This window comes from Bradyrhizobium valentinum, from assembly GCF_001440405.1.
In the GTDB taxonomy this organism is placed as follows: domain Bacteria; phylum Pseudomonadota; class Alphaproteobacteria; order Rhizobiales; family Xanthobacteraceae; genus Bradyrhizobium; species Bradyrhizobium valentinum.
In genome coordinates, this window is sequence record NZ_LLXX01000030.1 from 23,175 (window position 1) to 43,237 (window position 20,063).

Here is a 20,063-nt window from a genome sequence, read left to right on the forward strand (position 1 = left end):
AGGGAGTCGAGAATGACGGGCCAAGGCAGCAGCCAGGAGAGCAGGGCCCGACCGGGCCAGCGCCGGATCGCGCAATGGATGCGCGACTATGCGCGACTGCCCGGCATTCCCGACGAATACATCGGCGAGGACGGTGCGCCCCGCGCGGCGTGGAGCCGCTTCTTCGATGCCTTTGCGGCGCTTTCGCCCGTTGATATTGAGCGGCGCTTCGCCTCCGCCGACCGGCATTTGCGCGAGGCCGGCGTCACCTATCGCGCGCCCGGCGAGACTGCCGACCGGCTGTGGCCGCTCAGCCATCTGCCGCTGATCATCGACGAGGCCGATTGGCAGCAACTGACCACGGGTATCGCGCAGCGCGCCCAATTGTTCGAAATGGTACTGCGCGATCTCTATGGCGAGGGCCGGCTGGTCGCCGATGGCGCGGTGCCTGCGGCCGCGATCGCCGGCAGCACCGAATATCTGCGGGCGGTTTGCGGCGTCAAACCGCCGGGAAACCGCTATCTGCATTTCTATGCAGCCGATGTCGGCCGCGGCCCTGATGGGCGCTGGTGGGTGCTCAACGACCGCACCCAGGCGCCGTCAGGCGCCGGCTACGCGCTGGAAAACCGCCTGGTGCTGTCGCGCGCCTTTTCCAGTCTCTACAAGTCGATGAATGTCGAACGCGTGGCGCCGTTCTTCGAAGCGTTCCGCGATTCGCTGCGCGCCAGCGCCGATCGCGATGAGCCGCGGATCGGGTTGCTGACGCCGGGCGCGTTCAGCGAAACCTATTTCGAACACGCAACGCTGGCGCGCTATCTCGGCTTCCTCCTGGTCGAGGGCGACGATCTCGCCGTCAGCGGCGACCGCGTCCATATCCGCACCGTCGCCGGTTTGAAGCGGCTCGACGTGTTGCTGCGCCGGGTCGATTCCAATTTCCTCGATCCGCTCGAGCTCGATGCATCGTCGCATCTCGGCGTGCCCGGCCTGATCGACGTGCTGCGCAAGAACGGCGTCGTGGTCGCCAACATGCCGGGCTCGGGCGTATTGGAAGCGAGGGCACTGCTCGGATTCCTGCCGAGCCTGTGCCGGCGTTTGCTCGGCGAGACCTTGATCATGCCGCACATCGCGACCTGGTGGTGCGGGCAGAAATCCGCGCGCGAGGAAGTGCTGTCGCGGCTGGAGGATTTTGCGATCGAGGGCGCCTATGGCCGCGCCGTTCCGGGCTTTTCCAGCCATGGGCCGGTGCTATCAGGCGAATTGCCGTCCGCCGAACGCGACCGGCTCAGGCAGGCGATCACCGATCGCGGCATCGATTATGTCGGTCAGGAGCTGGTGCGGCTCTCGACGACGCCGGTGTGGGAGCAGGGCCGGATCACGCCGCGCCCGTTTGTGCTCAGGGTATTTGCCGCGGCAACGCCCCAGGGCTGGACGATCCTGCCTGGCGGCTTCTGCCGGATCGCTGACGAGCCCGATGCCCGCGCAGTATCGATGGGCGATGGCGCGCGGTCGGCGGATGTCTGGGTGGTGTCCGACAAGGCGGTATCGGCTTCCACGCTGTTGCCCGGCGCCGACACCGTGCGGATCAGGCGGATCGCGGGCGTGGTGCCAAGCCGCGCCGCGGACAATCTGTTCTGGCTCGGCCGCTACCTCGAGCGCGCCGAGGCGACGCTGCGGCTGATCCGTGCGCTCGGCACCTCGACGCGCGATCCGGTCAAGGGAGCGTCAACCGCGCTGCATTCGGTCGAGCGCATCCAGCGAATTCTGGTGACCTGGGGCGCCACCTCGCAGGCGACACGGACCAACCCCGCGCGGGTGATCGCCGAGGCGCTGCAAAGCGAGGAGAAGTTCGGCTCGGCCCTGTCGCTGGTGCGATCGGTGCAGCGGACCGCATCCTCGTTGCGCGAGCGGCTTTCACCCGACGCCTGGCAGATCATCACCGAGATGGTGGAGCGTCTCGCTCTGCAGGTCGACGACGACGACAGCATCGTCAGCGCTGCCGAACTGACGCTGCAGGAGCTGGCGAGCCTTGCAGGTCTCGCGCAGGAGAACATGAACCGCGCCGCCGGGTGGCGCTTTCTCGATATGGGCCGCCGCGCCGAGCGCGCCATCAACACCGTGCGCTTTGCGCGGCAGTTTGCCTATGACGAAGCCGGCGAGGAAGATCTCGACGTGCTGCTGACGCTGGTGGATTGCCAGATCACCTATCGCTCGCGCTATCTGGTCGGTCCGGCGCTGGCGCCGGTGCGCGATCTCGCGGTGCTCGATCCTTATAATCCGCGCTCGGTCGCGTTTCAGGTTGCCGCGCTGAACGATCACATCTCCGCACTGCCGAGCCTGAAGGAGCACGGCCTGATCGAGCGGCCGCAGCGGCTGGCGGTGGCATTGCAGGCGACGCTGACGACAGCCGAAGCCGCAACGCTTGATGTCAAGAGCCTGTTCGCGCTGGAGCAGGATCTGCTCAACCTGGCCGACGCCATCGGCCTGCATTACTTCCCGCACGGGCCCAATGCGAGCCGCCCGGAGAAGCTCACGGGCCTCGCGTGATCTACGATATCCGTCACGTCACGACATACGCTTACGAGAGCCCGGTGAGTTTTGCGCGGTGCTCGCTGCGGCTGGAGCCGCGGAGCGGCGACGGTCAGCAACTGATCTCGCACTCGGTCGAGATCCGGCCGCGGCCGGCCGAGCGCACGGTGCGGCACGATTTTTTCGGAACCCATACCGAGAGCGTGCTGATCGAGACCGCGCATCGCAACTTGCGGATCGATTCCCGCTCGCGGGTTTCGGTGTCGCGCAAGGCGCCGGCGCGCAATGCGCCGAGCCCGTCATGGGAAGATATCCGCGATGTGGCTTTCGAGGCCACCAGTCTCGGCCCGGCCTCGCCGGTCGGATATGTCTTTGCGAGTTCGCTGGTGCCGGTGCTGGCGCCGCTCGCCGCCTATGCCGCGCCAAGCTTCCCGCCAGGCGGCGGCATCCTCTCAGGCGCCGCCAGCCTGATGCACCGGATCCGCAACGATTTCAGGTACGACCCTAAGGCCACGGTAATCTCGACGCCGCTCAGGGAAGTGTTCGAGAAGCGCCACGGCGTTTGCCAGGACTTTGCCCATGTGATGATTGCGGGCCTGCGCGGGCTTGGCCTGCCGGCGGCCTATGTCAGCGGCTATCTTCGCACCATTCCGCCCGCCGGCCAGCCGCGTCTGCAAGGCGCCGACGCCAGCCATGCCTGGGTTTCGCTCTGGTGTGGCGCCGAGTTCGGCTGGATCGGGTTCGATCCGACCAACGACCTCCTGGTCGAGAACGACCACGTCATCCTGGCGGTGGGACGGGACTTCTCCGACGTCTCGCCGGTCGACGGCATCATCGTCGGATCGCGCAAGCAGAAGCTCAGCGTTGCGGTCGACGTGCTGCTGGTGGAGTGAGGCGGAATACCTCCCACGCCTCACTTCTTAACAACCGGTTATCCTGCCGCAGCGTTAAGCCGCGCCAATCTCCGCTGCACTACGGATAGGCAGCTTAACGGAAGCTTTGCTCTTTTTCCGCCATCCTGACGTGCGCGGAACCGCGTCTGCAAGTCCAACCCACATAGCCGGGAGACAATCGTGAACAATTGGTCAACAAAGCCGTTCGTTTCTGCCGTGGCAGCCATGCTCGTTCTCGGAGGCGCCGCCAGTGCGGGCGGTGGAGCGAACAAGGACGAAGCCGTCGCCATGGTCAAACAGGCGGTTGCCTTCATCAAGGAGCAGGGCGTCGAAAAGGCGTATCCGGAGATCACCAACAAGGCCAGCAAGTTCCGCGATCGCGATCTCTATGTCGTGGTCTACCAGCTTGACGGCAAAGTGCTGGCTCACGGCTCGAACGAGAAATTCGTCGGCAAAGACCTGATCGATGCACAGGACGTCGACGGCAAGCTCTACGTCAAGGAGCGCGTTGAACTCGCCGCCAAGCAGGCCTCGTTCTGGCAGGATTACAAATTCGTCAACCCGGTGAGCAAGAAGGTCGAGCCGAAGGAAATGTACTGCGAGAAGCTGGACAACACGGCCGTCTGCGCAGGCGTCTACAAGCTCTGACCCCGATCAAGCGTTTGCGTTGTTGTGCGGCGATCGCCGCACTGAAGGGGTGACATGCTCGGCTGGATCAAGAACATTGGTCTTTCGTGGAAGGTCCAGCTCGCGCCGGCTTTCCTGATCCTCGTCCTGATCGGGCTTGGCGCCCATGCGTTGCAAACGTTGCGGTCGAATCAGGCCGCCGTCGATGCGCTGGTGTCCGGCCCCGTGCGGCAATCGGAGCTGGCCAACGATCTCACCACCACGGTGTGGACGGCGCACGCCAAGCTCTATCGTCTTGCTGCCACCGCAGCCAACGAAAAGGACGAGAAGAAAGTAGCTGCGGTCGCCAACGAAGCTTCCGCAGCAGCCGGCAAGATTTCCGACGCGCTGAAGGCCGTCGAAGGCATCAAGGACGGGGTCGGCCCGGAGACTTTCGATAAGCTGAAAGCTGCTGTCGCGGGCTATCTCAAGCAATCGAAAAACGCGATCGAGATGGCCGACGGCGACGCCGGTTCGGCGCTGATATTCATCAAGGGCGCAGAACGCAACTTTGCCGTCATCGAAAAGTTGGCGGACGACCTGATCACGCATAGCAGCGAGAGCAAGGATCGGGAGATTGCCCGTGCCGGAATCAAGCTCGAGCAACAGCAGATGACGCTGATGGCGGCCCTGCTGGCGGTTGCACTGGCCGGTATCCTCGTTTCGTTTCTGATCGGTCGAAGCATTTCCCGCCCGGTTGTGGCGATGTCGAAGGCGATGCGCGAACTGGCGAGCGGAAATTTCGAGGTCCAGCTACCGGGCCTCGAGCGTCGCGATGAAGTCGGCCAGATGGCGCATGCAATCCAGGAATTCAAGGTGCAGGCGATCGCCAAGGCCGAACGCGAGACGGCGGAGCGCGAAGAAAAGAACCGCGAGCTGGCAGCCGCCCGCCGCACCGAGCTGCACAATCTGGCCGAAAGCTTCGAGATTGCGGTCGGCGATATCGTCGAAAATGTCGGCTCGGCGTCGGCCGAGCTGGAAAACTCTGCAGCCGTCCTGACCAACAGCAGCGCCGCCACCCAGGAGCTCTCCACCGTCGTCGCCGCAGCTTCGGAGGAAACCTCTACCAACGTGCAATCGGTCGCGTCCGCCACCGAGGAAATGGCCAGCTCCGTCAATGAAATCGGCAGACAAGTCGCGAACTCCAACAGGATCGCCAACGAAGCGGTGGTTCAGGCGCAAAAAACCGACGCCCGGATTGCGGAATTATCTGATGCCGCGAGCCGTATCGGCGACGTCACCAAATTGATCACCACGATTGCCGAGCAGACCAACTTGCTGGCGCTCAACGCGACTATCGAAGCCGCCCGTGCCGGCGACGCCGGCCGCGGCTTTGCGGTGGTTGCCCAGGAGGTCAAGACGCTCGCCACGCAGACCGCCAAGGCCACCAGCGAGATTTCCACCCAGATCGCCGGGATGCAGGCGGCGACCCAGGATTCGGTGCTCGCCATCAAGGAGATCAGCGGCACTATCGGCAGGGTTTCCGAAATCGCGGCAGCGATTGCCGCCGCCGTCGAAGAACAGGGCGCGGCGACCCAGGAAATCGCCCGCAACGTGCAGCAGGCGGCGGTGGGCTCGACCCAGGTCGCGACCAGCATCGCCGACGTCAACCGTGGCGCCGGCGAAATCGGCACGGCGTCATCACAAGTGCTGGCGTCAGCGCAATTGCTCTCCAACGAAAACAAGCGCCTCAAGGCCGAGGTGGGCAAGTTCCTCGCGACCGTGCGGTCGGCTTAGGCTGTAGGGCCACGTTCGCGCCGTGCAGGAGCGGCCATCAGCGCATCATTGATCGAGTGATTGTTGCGATTCCTCGACGTCACAAGGAACAATTAGTGCTTACTGAAAAATGCCAGCACGGCTTGGTCGAACGCATCCAGTTTCTCGGAGGGAACGGTATGCGAACTGCCGGCGATAGTTGTCCGCTCCTGGTTAGGCAGGCAGATCGCGAGCTGATCGATAATCCTGTGAAAGAACTTCGGGCTCAACTCACCATTTGACAGCAACGTCGGCGCATTGATGGTCTTGGCCATATCGCAGGTGAAGACGGGTCTCGGGCGTTTCGTCATCGCGTCGGCCCGGTAGGTCGCAAAATTATCTAAATTCATTTGCTTATCGACATCGGAACGGCGCTCATAGGCCCCGGCGCCGCCTACTCCATTTACGAAAAGCGGAATACCAACTTCGGCATTTCCAGCCCTAATGGCTTCTCTCGCCGCGGCCAGTTTGCCACCGAACTCCTTAAGTACATCAGCCCCATCGGAGGTACCAGCCAACATACCCGCCGCGGGCGGTTCGTTTAGAGCGAGACTGGTCACCATTTCCGGGTGCGACGCAGCGAAAAAAAGAGCCGCGTGCGCCCCAGAAGAATGCGCCACCACTCGAACCTTTGATGGTCCGAGCGCGCGCACCAAGGCCGCGAGGTCTTCGCCGTGGGCATCCGCGGCTCCATCTGGCATCCCTTCCGGGCTGCTCTCGTTCGGGAAATTGTTGCGGCGACTGTACGCGATGGCGCGATAGCGGTCGGCGAATTTCGGAAGATGACCGGCCCACATTCGGTAGTCTTGCAGGCCACCATGGACAAATATGACCGGATCGCCTCGCCCCAATTCGACATAGGCAAGCTCAGTGCCGTTTGCGGAAATTCGCTTCACATCTTGAGCGGTAGCTGTTGCCGCTAAAAGTATCGATGTTGCAGCCCTAAGACGCCTCGGAACATTCTCGTCTCCGTCTGTGCATTTGGAGGTTTGCCCTTCGACGAATGGGAGGATTATGATTCCAAAGACGGTCATCTGTCTGTTGTATGCTTCACACGCTACCACTATTGCCCAGCTTCTCAACTCTGCGGCACCATCCGACCAGAACGACTCGTAAGGCCCTGTGCCCTGAATGCCGGCGTAAACCGCCGTTCTGGAAGAGGCTTCCTGGAGTCCCAGGTAAGCGGCCGGACTGGCCTATGTCGCACTGGGGTCAGTCGCATTATGCCGAGGGTCAATGATCGGAGTGTCGGCGGTTTCAGTGCAACCCGAAGCCTTGGCGAACTTTGCGGAGCCCGATTTGGTGGGCTCCTTTGGTCACCTCTGGCGGCGAACCGGAAACGCTGTCCGCTTAGGTGCCGGTTCGCCGCGGCTGTTCGGACGAATCCGCACGCAGGTTGCGGAAGAATTTCTCGACCTCGCGCGACAGCGTCTCGGCCGTCGCCGTCAGTTCGCTGGATACGGTGAGGACCGAAGTCGCTGCCGTGCTCGTCGTGCCCATGGCGTCACTGAGCGAGCCGATATTGACGACCAGCGTGCCGTTGCCCTGCGCTGCCAGTTGCGCGTTGACCGAGATCTCGCGGGTCGCCGCATCCTGCTGCTCGATCGCGCTGGCAATGATGGAGGTCACCTCGTTGATCTCGCGCACGGCATTGCCGATTTCGCGAACCGCTTCGACGGAGGTTTTGGTCGACGTCTGGATCAGGCCGACGTTCTGGCCGATTTCGGCGGTCGCCTTGGCGGTCTGCTCGGCGAGCGCCTTGACCTCGTGGGCGACCACGGCAAAGCCGCGGCCGGCGTCACCGGCGCGGGCGGCTTCGATCGTGGCGTTGAGCGCGAGAAGGTTGGTTTGCTCGGCGATCGCCTGGATCAGGCTGAGCACGCCGTCGATGCGCTGGGTCGCAGCCGCAAGCCCCTCGATTTCGGCGACCGATTTCTCGGTGCGCTGGCCGGCCTGCTCGACGGCGCTGGCCGACTGGCGCACCTGGCGGCCGATTTCCTCGACGGAAGCAGACAGCTCCTCGGCGGCGCTGGCGACGGCGGAAACGTTGCTGGAAGCCTGCTCGGTCGCGCTGGAGGCGGCCACAGCGCGCCCGCTGGCATCTGACGAGACGCTGGCAATGGTCTGGGCGGTGCCGCGCATCGAGGTCGCATTGTCGGTCACCGCGCGCAGCACGCCGCCGATCGCTTCGCGGAAGGCATCGACCGAGGCTTCGATGTGACGGGTGCGCTCGTCGCGCGCTTTCGAGTCCTCCAGCACCTGCGAATTGAGGTTGCGGTTTCGGTCCATCGCTTCCTGGAAGATACTGATTGCACGGGCCAGCGCGCCGATTTCGTCGGCGCGGCCGGTATGGGGAACCTCGACGCCTTCGGCGCCGTCGGCGACCTGCTTGATAGTCGCGGTGATAACCGAGAGCGGGAGGGCGATCGAACGGGCGATGATCAGCACGCCGATAACGACCACCGCCAGCGCTATGACGCCGAGGCAGGTCAACACAAAGGCCATCGTGTGATTGGTGTCGGTCTGCTGCGCCAGCCTCTTGCTGCGTTCGGCGTAGACCTTGGACAGGGCCTCGAGATCCTTGTTCAGCGCCGTGCGTACTTGGCGGTTGGCGTCGTTGTCACCCCATTCGCGGCCTGCCGCCGCATTGATCTCGACCCCTCGGCGAACCAGCTCCTTGCGGAAGTCGACGAACTGTTCGATGCGCTTCTTGAAGGTGGCGAACTGCTGGGCGTCGTCAGCCTGGACCAGTCTCTCCCAGTTCTTGACGACCTCGAGAATGCGTTCGTTGAACTTGAGCAGCCCGTCGCCGAATTTCTTCACGACGGCAGGCTCGGTCGACATGTAGACGCCGCGCGATTCCATCACGACGGCATAGACCAGCGAATTGATGCGCTCGACGTTGAGCGCGGCGTGGCTGGCAGTCGAGACCGCTTCGGTGAGTTCGGCATTCTGACGGGTGTTGTAATCGGACAAGGCGGTGATGGCGGCAACCAGAACCGCGAACAGAGCGAAGATCGAGTACAACTTGGCTGCAAGCGAAAACCGGGATGCCATGGTGCCACCAAAAATGAGCTAGGGATTCTACAACCGGCGCTCCACAGCGGATGGTGAGCGCAGTCGGCTATCTGCAAATTGTGCTAAATTTTGATGGACATATTCTTAATTCGAGAAACTATAAATTCTGCAACAGTTGAAAAATTATATAGGAAATTCAATATGTTGTATCATTGATGCACGTCCCGTTGCCGGGAAAATTTGGCATTTCTGCACGACCGAAACGGGCTCTGATATACCGGTGCAATTGGAGGTGGCCGTTGGCGGCCGGCGCCGGGAGTTCCGCGGCCGCCGCCAAGACGAGGCCACTCATGACGGCGCAACCCGTCCAATCCTACGGGTGCGGTCCTCGATCCGAGACGGTAACGCCACCAATGGAAGGGCCGTACCCATTGCCGCAAGCGGGCACGTGTTTCCGAAAAGTGGTCCGCATCGGGCAAACACCTGTCGCACGAATCAAGCTAGACAGCGGACACGGCGACGGAAACTGGTCGAACTCGTCTTGTCGGGGCGGCAAGCGCGCAACCCTTAAGCCATCGCTCGATTCATCACGCGACGCCTGTTGCCACAAGGCGACGCGCCACTTCGATTGTGGGTGAGAACGGGGACTTAATGGCTCAAAGTGCCGCCTTGCCGGGCAATGTCGATCTCTACCTTCACATTCGTGTGCTGGTTGCCATCATCCTTGGGCTCAGCGTCACGCGCTTGGTAAGCGGCGTTGCGGCATTGATCCAGCATCCCGGCCGCTACCCGATCTGGTCAGTTCATCTGGGCTGGGTCGCCTGGGCGCTCGTGAACGTGGTCACGTTCTGGTGGTGGGAGTTTCGGCTGAGCTTCGTCCAGCACTGGACGTTTGTCCTGTACGCCTTCGTCTGCGTTTACGCATCGATGTACTATTTCCTGAGCGCTCTGCTTTTCCCTCAGGACCTCGATGAATATAAGGGTTATCAGGACTACTTTCTTTCCCGCCGCCGCTGGTTCTTTGGCTTTGTGGCGCTGACAGAAGCGCTCGATGTGGTCGACACCTTGATAAAGGGCGAAGACCATCTGCGATCGCTGGGACTCGAGTATCTCCCGCGGGTTGGCGTATTCATATTGCTGTGCGCGGTGGCCGCGACAACGCGTAATCTGCGGTTCCATGTGCTGTTCGTGTTCGCCGGGCTCGCTTATGAGATAAGCTTTTTCGGTCGCTATTACGGCACGCTGAACTAGCCGGAGGCGGGTGGCTGCGGCCATGCCGCACTCGGAAAATCGGATCGACTCGTCTTCCACACTGTCGCGCGCGTGGTGATAGGGTAGCGCGGCAACGGAGCAGGTACGGGCGCAGGAAAGTCAGCATGGTCTATCGCCAGGTCATCGGTGCAACCTCCTATGCGTTCGACGATTTGCGCGAGCTGCTCGCCAAGGCGACGCCGCCGCGGTCCGGGGATCGTCTTGGCGGCGTCGCGGCCGAAAGCGCGGAACAGATGATCGCGGCGCGGATGGCGCTGGCTAACGTGCCGCTCAAGCAATTCCTCAACGAGGCGGTGATCCCCTACGAGGACGACGAGGTCACCCGGCTGATCCTCGATACCCATGAGGCGCAGGCCTTTGCGCCGATTTCCTCGCTGACCGTCGGCGGCTTTCGCGACTGGCTGTTGTCCGACGCGGCAACCAGCGAAACGCTCAATAAGGTTTCGCGCGGGATCACGCCGGAAATGGCCGCCGGCGTTTCGAAGCTGATGCGCAACCAGGATCTGATCCTGGTCGCCAAAAAATGCGCCGTGACTTCGGCTTTTCGCAACACTATCGGCCTGAAGGGGCGGATGAGCGTGCGGCTGCAACCCAACCATCCCTTCGACGACGCCAAGGGCATTACCGCTTCGATCCTCGATGGCATCCTGCTTGGATCGGGCGATGCCTGCATCGGCATCAACCCTGCCAGCGACGATCCGGCTATCATTGGCGAGTTGTTGCGCCTGCTCGACGGCATCATCTCGCGACTGCAGATCCCGACGCAGGCCTGCGTGCTCACCCATGTGACTACGACGCTCGGATTGATCGGGCAGGGCGCTCCGGTCGATCTGGTATTCCAGTCGATCGCGGGAACGCAGGCTGCCAACCGCAGCTTTGGTGTCGATCTCGCGGTGCTCCGCGAGGCGCGCGAGGCGGGGCTGTCGCTTCGCCGCGGCACGGTCGGCGACAACGTGATGTATTTCGAGACCGGGCAGGGCTCGGCGCTCTCGGCCAATGCCCATCACAACGTCGATCAGCAAACCTGCGAGGCGCGGGCCTATGCGGTAGCGCGCGCGTTTGATCCGCTTCTGGTCAACAGCGTGGTCGGCTTCATCGGTCCGGAATATCTCTATGACGGCAAGGAAATCATCCGCGCCGGCCTGGAGGATCATTTCTGCGGCAAGCTGCTCGGCCTGCCGCTCGGTGTCGACGTCTGCTACACCAACCATGCCGAGGCCGACCAGGACGACATGGACAATCTGCTGACGCTGCTCGCCGCCGCCGGCGTCACCTTCATCATGGGGGTGCCGGGCGCCGACGATGTCATGCTGAACTACCAGTCGACCTCGTTCCACGACGCGCTCTACGTCCGGGACCTCTTCGGGTTGAAGCGGGCGCCGGAGTTCGACGACTGGTTGGTGCGCACCGGCCTTGCGGGTGCCGATTTCCGGCTTGCGGGCAGTGCGGGGCTGCTGCTGCCCGAATTTGCCTCGCGGCTGATCGCCTGAACGCCGGCCTGAGGGCCAGAAGATTTCCTGCAACCAATTGAACCCACAATGAGTTAGGACCCACAACGAGTTAGAACTGACTGTCACAATGTTGAAGAATTTCTGGCCCAGCTTTCAATGTCGTGCTTAAATTCATGTCAGCCTTGAGGAATTTTGATGAGAGCTGAAGGCATCGGAACGGTACGGCGTATCCTGTGCGTCTTTCCGCGCTATACCTCCTCTTTTGGTACATTCGAATACGCCTATCCCCTGACCGCCGGCGTTCAGGCCTTCATGCCGCCGCAGGGCCTGTTGCTTATCGCGGCCTATCTCCCGGCGGACTGGCCGGTTCGCTTTATCGACGAGAACATTCGCCCCGCCACCAAGGAAGATTTCGAATGGGCGGAGGCGGTGTTCGTGAGCGGCATGCACATCCAGCGCCAGCAGATGAACGACATCTGCCGCCGCGCGCACGCCTTCAACCTCGCGGTGGCGATCGGCGGGCCTTCGGTGAGCGCGTGCCCGGATTACTATCCCTCGTTCGACTATCTGCATGTCGGCGAACTCGGCGACGCCACCGACGAGTTGATCGCGCGGCTGGCGCGCGATCCATCGCGGCCGGCGCAACAGGTCGTGCTGAAAACCAACGACCGCATTGCCATGAGCGACTTTCCGATCCCGGCCTACGAGCTGGCCGAAGTGAAGAAATATCTGCTCGGCAGCATCCAGTATTCGAGCGGCTGTCCCTATCAGTGCGAATTCTGCGACATCCCCGGCCTCTATGGCCGCAACCCGCGCCTGAAGACCCCGCAGCAGATCGTCGCCGAACTGGACAGGTTGCGCGAATGCGGCATGACCGACACGATCTATTTTGTTGACGACAATTTCATCGGCAACCGGAAAGCGACGCTCGATTTGCTGCCGCACCTCGTCGAGTGGCAGAAGCGAACCGGCTACGTCACGCGGCTCGCCTGCGAGGCGACGCTCAACATAGCCAAGCGCCCCGAAATCCTGGCCCTGATGCGCGAGGCGATGTTCGTGACCGTGTTCTGCGGCATCGAGACGCCCGATCCCGACGCGCTGCACGCGATGCACAAGGACCACAACATGATGGTCCCGATCCAGGAAGGCATTCACACCATCAACTCCTATGGCATGGAAGTCGTCTCTGGCATCATCATGGGGCTTGATACCGACAAGCCCGGCACCGCGGATGCGCTGCTCGAATTCGTCGATGAATCGCGGATTCCACTGCTCACGATCAATCTGCTGCAGGCGCTGCCGAAGACGCCGCTGTGGGACCGGCTGGAGCGCGAGGGCCGGCTCAATCACGACGACAGTCGTGACTCCAATGTAGAGTTCCTGCTGCCCTATGAGCAGGTGGTCGATTCCTGGCGCAGGTGCATGGAAGTCGCCTATCAGCCGGAAAAGCTGTACGCGCGCTACCAGTATCAATGCGACTACACCTATGCGCAGCGGATCAAGGTGCCGGTGGCGCCCGAGCAGAAGAGCTGGGCCAATATCAAGCGCGCGCTGATCATGCTCCGGAACATCTTCTGGAAGGTCGGCGTGCTCGGCGACTACAGAAAAGTGTTCTGGAAGTTCGCGCTGGGACGGCTCCGTTGCGGCGATATCGAAGGCTTGATTGGCTCGGCGACGATTGCGCATCACCTGATCGAATTCGCGCGCGCTGCCACGAGCGGCCGGCAGAACGCGTCGAATTATTCGATCCGGCTGCGCGAGGCCTCGGTCCCTGCCGAGTAGCGAGCCATGAAAACGCCGGCGCCGCCGTCCCGCCCGCTCGAAGCCCTGCGGGAACTGACGCCGGCGCGCGTCGGGCTCGGCCGCTCCGGCGCGAGCATGCCGACCGACGCGCTTCTCGCCTTCACGCTCGACCACGCCCGCGCGCGCGATGCTGTGCATGCTGCTTTCGATGCTCAGCGCCTGGTTGGCGAATTGGCCGGCCTCGGCCTTCAGGTCGGCGAAGTCTCCAGTCAGGCGCGCAATCGCGGCGACTATCTGCGCCGTCCCGATCTCGGACGCATGTTAGACCCGGATTCGCGGCGCGCGCTGGAGAAGCGAAACGGCGGCGCGAGCGAAGTTGTGATCGTGGTCGGCGACGGACTGTCGCCGGCGGCCGTCAATGGTCACGCCGTCGAACTGGTTCGCCATCTTGCGCCCCGCCTGACGGAGGCTGGAGTTAGGCTCGGCCATGTCGTGGTCGCATCGGGCGCGCGTGTGGCGCTCGGCGACGAGATCGGCGATGTGCTCGGCGCGCGGCTGGTGGTGATGCTGATTGGCGAGCGGCCCGGCCTGTCGGCGCCCGACAGCCTCGGCGCCTATCTGACCTTTGCGCCGCGGATCGGCCTCACCGATGAGAAGCGCAATTGCGTGTCCAACATCCACGGTGCAGGCCTGAGCTACGACGAAGCCGCCTTCAAGATCGCCTGGCTGGTGCGTGAAGGCATCGCGCGCCAAATCACCGGCGTGGCGCTGAAAGACGAAAGCGGAGCCGCGCTCATCTCCGCCCGGTCAGCGCTCCGCGCCGGGACGGAAGCGGAGAAGAAAAAGGACTGAGCGCCGCGTGACTTCAGGCGCGATCTTCACGCGTGGGCCGCTTCCCGAAAAATTGACCGGACGCGGTTGCGCCGCGCCATCGCGACTGGCATTGGCGTTCTTAGCCGGAACGGCCCAAGCGGAGCCCGGCGGGTGTGGCAAATCAGAGACTTAACGCGCATTTTCGTCATCTTCGTGCCGATTTGCCGGCCCGCGCATGCTTGCCGGATGGGGTTCGGCCCTGTAAAACGGCGCCGGTTAATTTACCGCGTGATTTCAAGGGCTAGCGCCGATCGAATAGGGCTGTCAAAGCCGCATTCGCGCCACCAAGCTGCATAAATAAACCAAGCTGCACATACAGGCCGACGTGAGAACTGGACAGGGTATGCTCGACAAGAACTCCGAAAGTCACGTCCACGTCGAAGCCATCGAGGAGCCGCCGCCGGGCAAGAGCATCGCCTTCGGGCTCGAGCGCATGGGCCTGATCGCCGTCAAGGCGCCGATCGTGTCCATGATCATTCTCGCCGCGCTGATCGTGGCTGCGCTCTTCGGTATCGAGCGGATCAAGATCGATGACTCGCTGAGCCAGTTGTTCCGCTCCGATTCCAAGGACTACAAGCAATATGAGGCTGTGACCAAGCGCTTCCCGGCGACCGAATTCGACGTGCTGGTCGTGGTCGAGGGCAAGACGCTGCTGGCCCGCGAGAACCTCGAAAAGATCCGCGACATGGTCACCGACCTGCAACTGATCGAGGGCGTGCGCGGTCTGGTCTCGCTGTTTTCGGCGCGTCAGGCGCCGGAGCCCGGCAAGTTGCCGGCCGCGCTGTTCCCGCCCGAACTGCCGCAAGGCGCCGCCTACGACAAGTTCGCCGAGACCGTCAAATCGAACGAAATCATTCGCGGCAAGCTGTTGTCGGAGGACGGCACGCTGGCGCTGATCGTGCTGTCGCTGGAGCCGAAGGTCGTTTCGTCCAACGAACTCGGCACGGTAGTCGGCGAAATGCGGAAGATCATGGCCGAGGATCTCGCCGGCAGTGGTCTCAACGCCCAGCTTTCCGGCGTTCCCGTCATGCAGCTCGAGATCCGCAACGCGGTCAAGCGCGACGGGCTGACCTATAACGTCCTCGGCATTCTTGCCGGCTGCATCATCGCGATCATCTTCTTCCGCAAGATATCGTTCATGGTGGTCGCGGCCTTTCCGCCGATCATCGCGATCCTGCTGGCGCTCGGCAGCCTCGGCTGGGCCGGTTTCAATCTCAACATGTTCCTGAACGTGATGACGCCGCTCATCATGGTGATCAGCTTCTCGGACTCGATGCAGCTAACGTTCGCGGCGCGCGACCGCCTGATCGCGGGCCAGGACAAATTGACCGCCTTCACCAACGCCGTGCTGGTGGTTGGCCCGGCCTGCGTGCTGACCCACGGCACTGCCGGCATATCCTTCATCGCCCTGCAATTCTCCGATTCCGAACTGATCCGCAAGTTCGGCGAGGCCGGACTTGCCGCCACCATCATTGCGCTGGTGGCCGTGCTGTCGCTGGTGCCGGTGTTCGGCGTGCTGTTCGTCCGCAACGAGAAGATTTTCGCAGTCAAATTCCAGAGCGCCGACGCCGGCGTGCAGGCGCTGCGCAATTTCTGTTACTGGATCGCGGTGCGCATGGTCGGCCGCCCCGGGCTGTTCAGCCTGCTCGCGTTGCTGCTCGTCGCCGGCCTCGGCTTCATCTACGCCACCCTGGAGCCGCGCTATCGCCTTGCCGATCAGGTACCGGACAAGCGGCAGGCGGTTGCGGCATCGAGCCGTCTCGACGCCAAGCTCACCGGCGCCAATCCGATCGACGTGCTGATCGAATTCCCCAAGGGCGCCTCGCTCTACGCGCCGGATACGTTGAAGGCGATCGCCGACGTTCACTCCATGGTCGAGAAATCGGCCGGTGTCGGCAACGTCTGGTCGCTTGAAACCCTGCGCCGTTGGCTCGCCGAGAAAGCCGGCAGCAGTGATGTCGCAACGCTGAAGGAATATGTCAGCGTCATCCCCGAACATCTGGTCCGCCGCTTCATCTCGGCCGATCAGGATGCCGTGGTGGTGTCGGGCCGCGTTCCCGATCTCGATTCGAGCGAGATCCTTCCCGTCGTCGACAAGCTCGACAAGGCGCTCGACAAGGTACGGGCCGAGCATCCAGGCTTCGAAATCGCCGTCACCGGCCTGTCGGCGATCGCCGCGCGCAACAGCGCCAACATGATCGAGAAACTCAATCACGGCCTGACGATCGAGTTCCTCATAGTTGCGATCTTCATCGGCCTCGCATTCCGCTCGGTCGTGGTGATGTTCTCCTGCATTCTGCCCGGCATTTTCCCGGTGGTAGCGTCCGGCACGGTGCTGTGGATAATGGGCGAGGGGCTGCAATTCGCCAGCGTGGTCGCGCTGACGGTGTCGTTCGGCCTGGGGCTAAGCGCCACTATCCACTTCCTCAACCGGTTGCGGCTGGAGAGCAAGCCGGGTGTCGGCTCGGCGCTGGCGGTCGAGCGTGCCACCGTGCTGGTCGGTCCGGCGCTGATTCTGACCACGGTGGTGCTGGCCTGCGGCCTCGTCGTCACCGTGTTCTCCGACCTGCCGTCGCTGCGGCTGTTCGGCTGGCTCAGCGCGTTCTCGATGATTGCGGCTCTGGTTGCGGACCTCTTCATCCTGCGGCCAACCTCGATGTTCCTGATCAATTTGTCGGAAAAGATTCGCGGCGTCAGCCACGCCAAGCCGGCGGAATAACGAGCCTGCCGACTAAACACGGGCTGCGGTCAACGGCTTGCCGATGAGAGGCTGAGGAATGACGTCTGCGGGATTAGCTGCTCGCCCTGTGGCGGATGCTGCCGCCTATCGCGCGGTCGAACACATCTATCATTCCTACCTCACTGGCCTGATCCTGATGCTGGCCTCACGGGCCGGTGCGCCGCGCGCGGCCGAGGTGGTGTTCCGCACTTTCCGGCGGCAGCAACTGGCCCGCTTCCTTCCCGGATTGAAGAAGCTCGGCCTCGATCGGCTTCCGCATGCGGTCGCGTGCGCCCAGTATCACTATCTCTCGAATCAGGTCGGCGGCGTGAAGGTCGAGTACATCTACGAGAGCGACAGCAAGGCCTGGGTGCGTTATCCGCCGCCGCGCTGGATCTGGTCCGGCACCGCGATTTGCGGAATCCCCTCCGAAGTATCGCGGGCGATGCTGCGCGGATGGCACGCCAACAACGGCGTGGTGCTCGGCAATCCCCGGCTCGGCTTCGTCTGCACGGGGCAGACTGTCGATGGCCAGCCGGGGCTGGAGGGGTACTACAAGGAGTGGGATCGCGACCTCGCGCCCGAGGAGCGGCTGCAGTTTTCGCCCGGCGAGCGCTGTCCGCCGTTCCGGGCCGATCTCGCGCCGCGGCTGCCGGCGACGACATGGCCGGAGGAGCGGCTGCAGAAGGTGCTGCGCAATTATGCGATGGAGTACGTCACCTCGATCGTGCCGGAAACGATCAGGATGCTCGGCCCGGAAGAGGGCGGCCATCTCGCGGGCGCTGCGGCGCGGCTCGTCGGGATGCACACCTTCGACGAAGTCGCTGCGCTGTTGGGTGGCGTCGAAGCGGGAGCGGCGGGTTTCGCCAAAGCCTTCGCCCGGCTGGCGAGGGGGCAGGATGATGATGCGGAGCTACAGATAGAAGGTTCAGGCGCGACGGTACGTCAGAGCTCGTGGCGCCTGATGGCGGAACATGAAGCGCTGTCGCCCGCGGTGTTCGACGCCTGGAACGAATTATGGGTGGGGGCAGCGCTCGCGCATGATCGCTTCATGCGCATCGAGGTGACGGAACGTCGCGACCGCGGCGACGCGCATTGGGGCTGGAAATTCGGCTGATCCAGCTTAGGTCGCCAAATGAAAACGGCAGCGCCGGGCGCTGCCGTTTCATGCTGTTTCGAAGGGCAGCGTCAGGTCCTCGACATCGTGATCTTGACGCCGCGGATCTCGCCCTTGGAGTCGATCTGCACACTCTGCTTGTTGCCGGTGGTACGCAGATTGAGGTTGGCCGCAAATCCCGACGCTTCGACGAACACCTCGATCTGGCCGCCGCCGGCGGTGCCCTGCAGATTGCCGAAAATATTCCGGCTCTTTTCGCTCCAGTTGCCGGAGATGCGGCCACCCTGGCTGGTGACGTCGCTCGACAGGTCGAACTTGTAGCTGTCGCTGGCGCAGTGCAGGTTTTGCTTCAGGCCGAGCCCGTTGGCGTTGACCTTGTAGTCGGCTTTGCAGCGGATGTTCTCGGTGGTGCCGTTGGAGAGCGCGACCGTGCCCGAGCCGCTCCAGTTTCCGTCAAAACCGGCAAACGGGCCTCCCGCCTGGGCATGGCTTGCAGTGACCGACAACATAAGCGCGGCGCCGACGCCGGCCGCTGCGAGAGCCTGACCGAGCAAGCTGGAACCAAACAGTTTCATCGTGAGTTTTCCCCTCAAAATAGACGTTCTTTGCAAAGATACGTCTCGCCGCATCGAAGATTTAGTGTTCCCGCAGTATGTTAGGTTCAAATGACCGGATGCTGTTTCCGGGCGGTCGCGGCAGGAAGAAACGCCGCAAGCGACCGACGGGAATCAAGGTGTTGCGTCAACTCCGTCGGCGCAGCATCTAGCTTCGCGCTAGACCGTCTGCAAGAACCAATTTCCAAGAAAGTGTGGCAGAAATACACGTTAGATATCAGCCGGTTATTTACCGCGCTGAGATCGCCGTAAATTTAGCCGTATTTGCCATGCTTGTCCTGTGCACGTCGCTGCGTTACGCGGCACCTGCCATCCAAACAAAATCCACCCCGGCGATGCCGAAACGCAAATCGGGAACGGGATTTCATGCTGCCGAAATGAAGGAATACGATGCGTAAATCTCTCCTGGCCCTCACCTTGTTGTCGATGTCGGTCTCGTCGAATGTCGCCTTCGCCCAGCAAGCGCAGCGCAGCGGAACGGAGGAGGAGCAGAAGGCCTGTACGCGCGACGTGCAGAAATTCTGCCGCCCGGTCATCGACCAGGGCGACCTCACCATCCTGGCGTGCCTCAAGGAGCATCGGCCCAAGATCAGCGCGGCCTGCAACCAGGTTCTCAAGAACAACGGTCAGTAAGCCGCGGTTTTCACCCGCTAGTTATCGCGCCGGAGCCGTTTCCGGCTCGGTCGCGGCTGCGACGGGTGCGCTAATCTCATAGCATTGGTTTTGGCGGTGTCCCCCTGCAAGGGGAGCAAAAATGGCTGCGCGCTTGCCAAGCCCGCGCTGATGCTGGCGCTCCTCGTGCCGCCGCGTCCGTCGCCGGGCGCGGTACATCGCTGAGCCTTGGCGGTCTCGAGCTTGGCCGGAGCGGCGTGGATACGCCGCGCGCTCCCTGCCTTGCATGAGCGGCTTGTGTTCAGGAACTACCGGCGTCAACGTGGGGTTAGTGCTATTGGGCCACGTTTGTAGTCCCACGCGAGGGAGAGTTCTGATGCGCATTCTGGCTTTGGCGATTTTGATCGTCGTGACGGCGTCAGCCGCGCCGTCGGCTCACGCGCAGACCTATGATCCGAAATATCCGGTCTGCCTGCAGGTTTATACAGGCTGGAACGACTATTACTTCGAATGCGGCTACACCTCGCTGGCACAGTGCAACATGTCAGCGTCGGGCCGCTCCGCACAATGCGTCGTCAACCCGTATTACGCAGGTCCAGCGCCGCGAAAGAAGCGCGCCAGGGTCTACCAATAAGTTCGCTGAAAAAAGCGCGGCGCCGGGTGTCCATCTTCTGACCTACCTTTGTTGAGCCGCTGTCGGCGAGTTGCTTGCGATCGACGTCAGTGTTTTCCGTCACATTGATCGCGCAGATTGCGCGATAACATGCTCGCCGCATGTGTGAAGATTTCGAGCAACTTCAATCGGTTAACGGCGCTGTCGAGAGT

The 20,063-nt window shown here is 62.6% G+C and carries 15 protein-coding genes; 12 read left to right on the plus strand and 3 right to left on the minus strand.

Features of this window, described 5'->3' with window-relative positions:
- Positions 1–12 precede the first annotated feature (12 nt).
- The 4 genes from CP49_RS05360 to CP49_RS05375 all read left to right on the plus strand — a co-directional run bounded on the left by CP49_RS05360 (position 13) and on the right by CP49_RS05375 (position 5,801).
- Positions 13–2,523 (plus strand): circularly permuted type 2 ATP-grasp protein, encoded by a 2,511-nt coding sequence (locus CP49_RS05360; protein WP_057849258.1) that lies wholly within the window; start codon positions 13–15, stop codon positions 2,521–2,523.
- On the plus strand, positions 2,520–3,398 hold the full coding sequence (locus CP49_RS05365) for a transglutaminase family protein (RefSeq protein ID WP_057849259.1): 879 nt from the start codon (positions 2,520–2,522) through the stop codon (positions 3,396–3,398). The genes CP49_RS05360 and CP49_RS05365 overlap by 4 nt, the downstream gene beginning before the upstream one ends.
- 225 nt (positions 3,399–3,623) lie before the next feature.
- Positions 3,624–4,046: a cache domain-containing protein gene (locus CP49_RS05370; protein ID WP_057849260.1), complete on the plus strand. Its 423-nt coding sequence runs from the start codon at positions 3,624–3,626 to the stop codon at positions 4,044–4,046.
- A gap of 54 nt (positions 4,047–4,100) precedes the next feature.
- Positions 4,101–5,801, plus strand: coding sequence for a methyl-accepting chemotaxis protein (locus CP49_RS05375; RefSeq protein WP_057849261.1), 1,701 nt, complete (start codon positions 4,101–4,103; stop codon positions 5,799–5,801).
- A gap of 92 nt (positions 5,802–5,893) precedes the next feature.
- On the opposite strand, the gene CP49_RS05380 is transcribed toward CP49_RS05375, so the two are convergent.
- Positions 5,894–6,853 (minus strand): alpha/beta fold hydrolase, encoded by a 960-nt coding sequence (locus CP49_RS05380; protein ID WP_057849262.1) that lies wholly within the window; start codon positions 6,851–6,853, stop codon positions 5,894–5,896.
- A 316-nt stretch (positions 6,854–7,169) separates the two neighbouring features.
- Entirely contained in the window at positions 7,170–8,876 is a 1,707-nt protein-coding gene (locus CP49_RS05385; RefSeq protein ID WP_057849263.1) for a methyl-accepting chemotaxis protein, read from the minus strand.
- Between the two features lie 612 nt (positions 8,877–9,488).
- Between CP49_RS05385 and CP49_RS05390 the strand changes: the two genes are divergently transcribed.
- The 6 genes from CP49_RS05390 to CP49_RS05415 all read left to right on the plus strand — a co-directional run bounded on the left by CP49_RS05390 (position 9,489) and on the right by CP49_RS05415 (position 18,012).
- Entirely contained in the window at positions 9,489–10,088 is a 600-nt protein-coding gene (locus CP49_RS05390; RefSeq protein WP_057849264.1) for a hypothetical protein, read from the plus strand.
- Positions 10,089–10,213: 125 nt separating this feature from the next.
- The gene (locus CP49_RS05395; RefSeq protein WP_057849265.1) at positions 10,214–11,599 is read left to right on the plus strand and encodes an ethanolamine ammonia-lyase subunit EutB; all 1,386 of its coding nucleotides are present in this window, start codon (positions 10,214–10,216) and stop codon (positions 11,597–11,599) included.
- Positions 11,600–11,755: 156 nt separating this feature from the next.
- A complete protein-coding gene (locus tag CP49_RS05400) occupies positions 11,756–13,342 on the plus strand; it encodes a B12-binding domain-containing radical SAM protein (RefSeq protein ID WP_057849266.1) in 1,587 nt (528 codons plus the stop codon).
- Between the two features lie 6 nt (positions 13,343–13,348).
- Entirely contained in the window at positions 13,349–14,155 is an 807-nt protein-coding gene (gene eutC / locus CP49_RS05405) for an ethanolamine ammonia-lyase subunit EutC (protein ID WP_057849267.1), read from the plus strand.
- A 364-nt stretch (positions 14,156–14,519) separates the two neighbouring features.
- The gene (locus CP49_RS05410; protein WP_057849268.1) at positions 14,520–16,895 is read left to right on the plus strand and encodes an efflux RND transporter permease subunit; all 2,376 of its coding nucleotides are present in this window, start codon (positions 14,520–14,522) and stop codon (positions 16,893–16,895) included.
- 58 nt (positions 16,896–16,953) lie between these two features.
- Positions 16,954–18,012: a hypothetical protein gene (locus tag CP49_RS05415; RefSeq protein ID WP_057849269.1), complete on the plus strand. Its 1,059-nt coding sequence runs from the start codon at positions 16,954–16,956 to the stop codon at positions 18,010–18,012.
- A 71-nt stretch (positions 18,013–18,083) separates the two neighbouring features.
- Here CP49_RS05415 and CP49_RS05420 read toward each other — a convergent pair whose 3' ends face one another.
- Entirely contained in the window at positions 18,084–18,587 is a 504-nt protein-coding gene (locus tag CP49_RS05420) for a hypothetical protein (RefSeq protein ID WP_057849270.1), read from the minus strand.
- A 429-nt stretch (positions 18,588–19,016) separates the two neighbouring features.
- Between CP49_RS05420 and CP49_RS05425 the strand changes: the two genes are divergently transcribed.
- Together CP49_RS05425 and CP49_RS05430 are read left to right on the plus strand one after the other, a co-directional pair.
- Positions 19,017–19,259 (plus strand): cysteine rich repeat-containing protein, encoded by a 243-nt coding sequence (locus tag CP49_RS05425; protein ID WP_057849271.1) that lies wholly within the window; start codon positions 19,017–19,019, stop codon positions 19,257–19,259.
- 355 nt (positions 19,260–19,614) lie between these two features.
- Positions 19,615–19,872, plus strand: coding sequence for a DUF3551 domain-containing protein (locus CP49_RS05430; RefSeq protein ID WP_057849272.1), 258 nt, complete (start codon positions 19,615–19,617; stop codon positions 19,870–19,872).
- Positions 19,873–20,063: the final 191 nt, after the last annotated feature.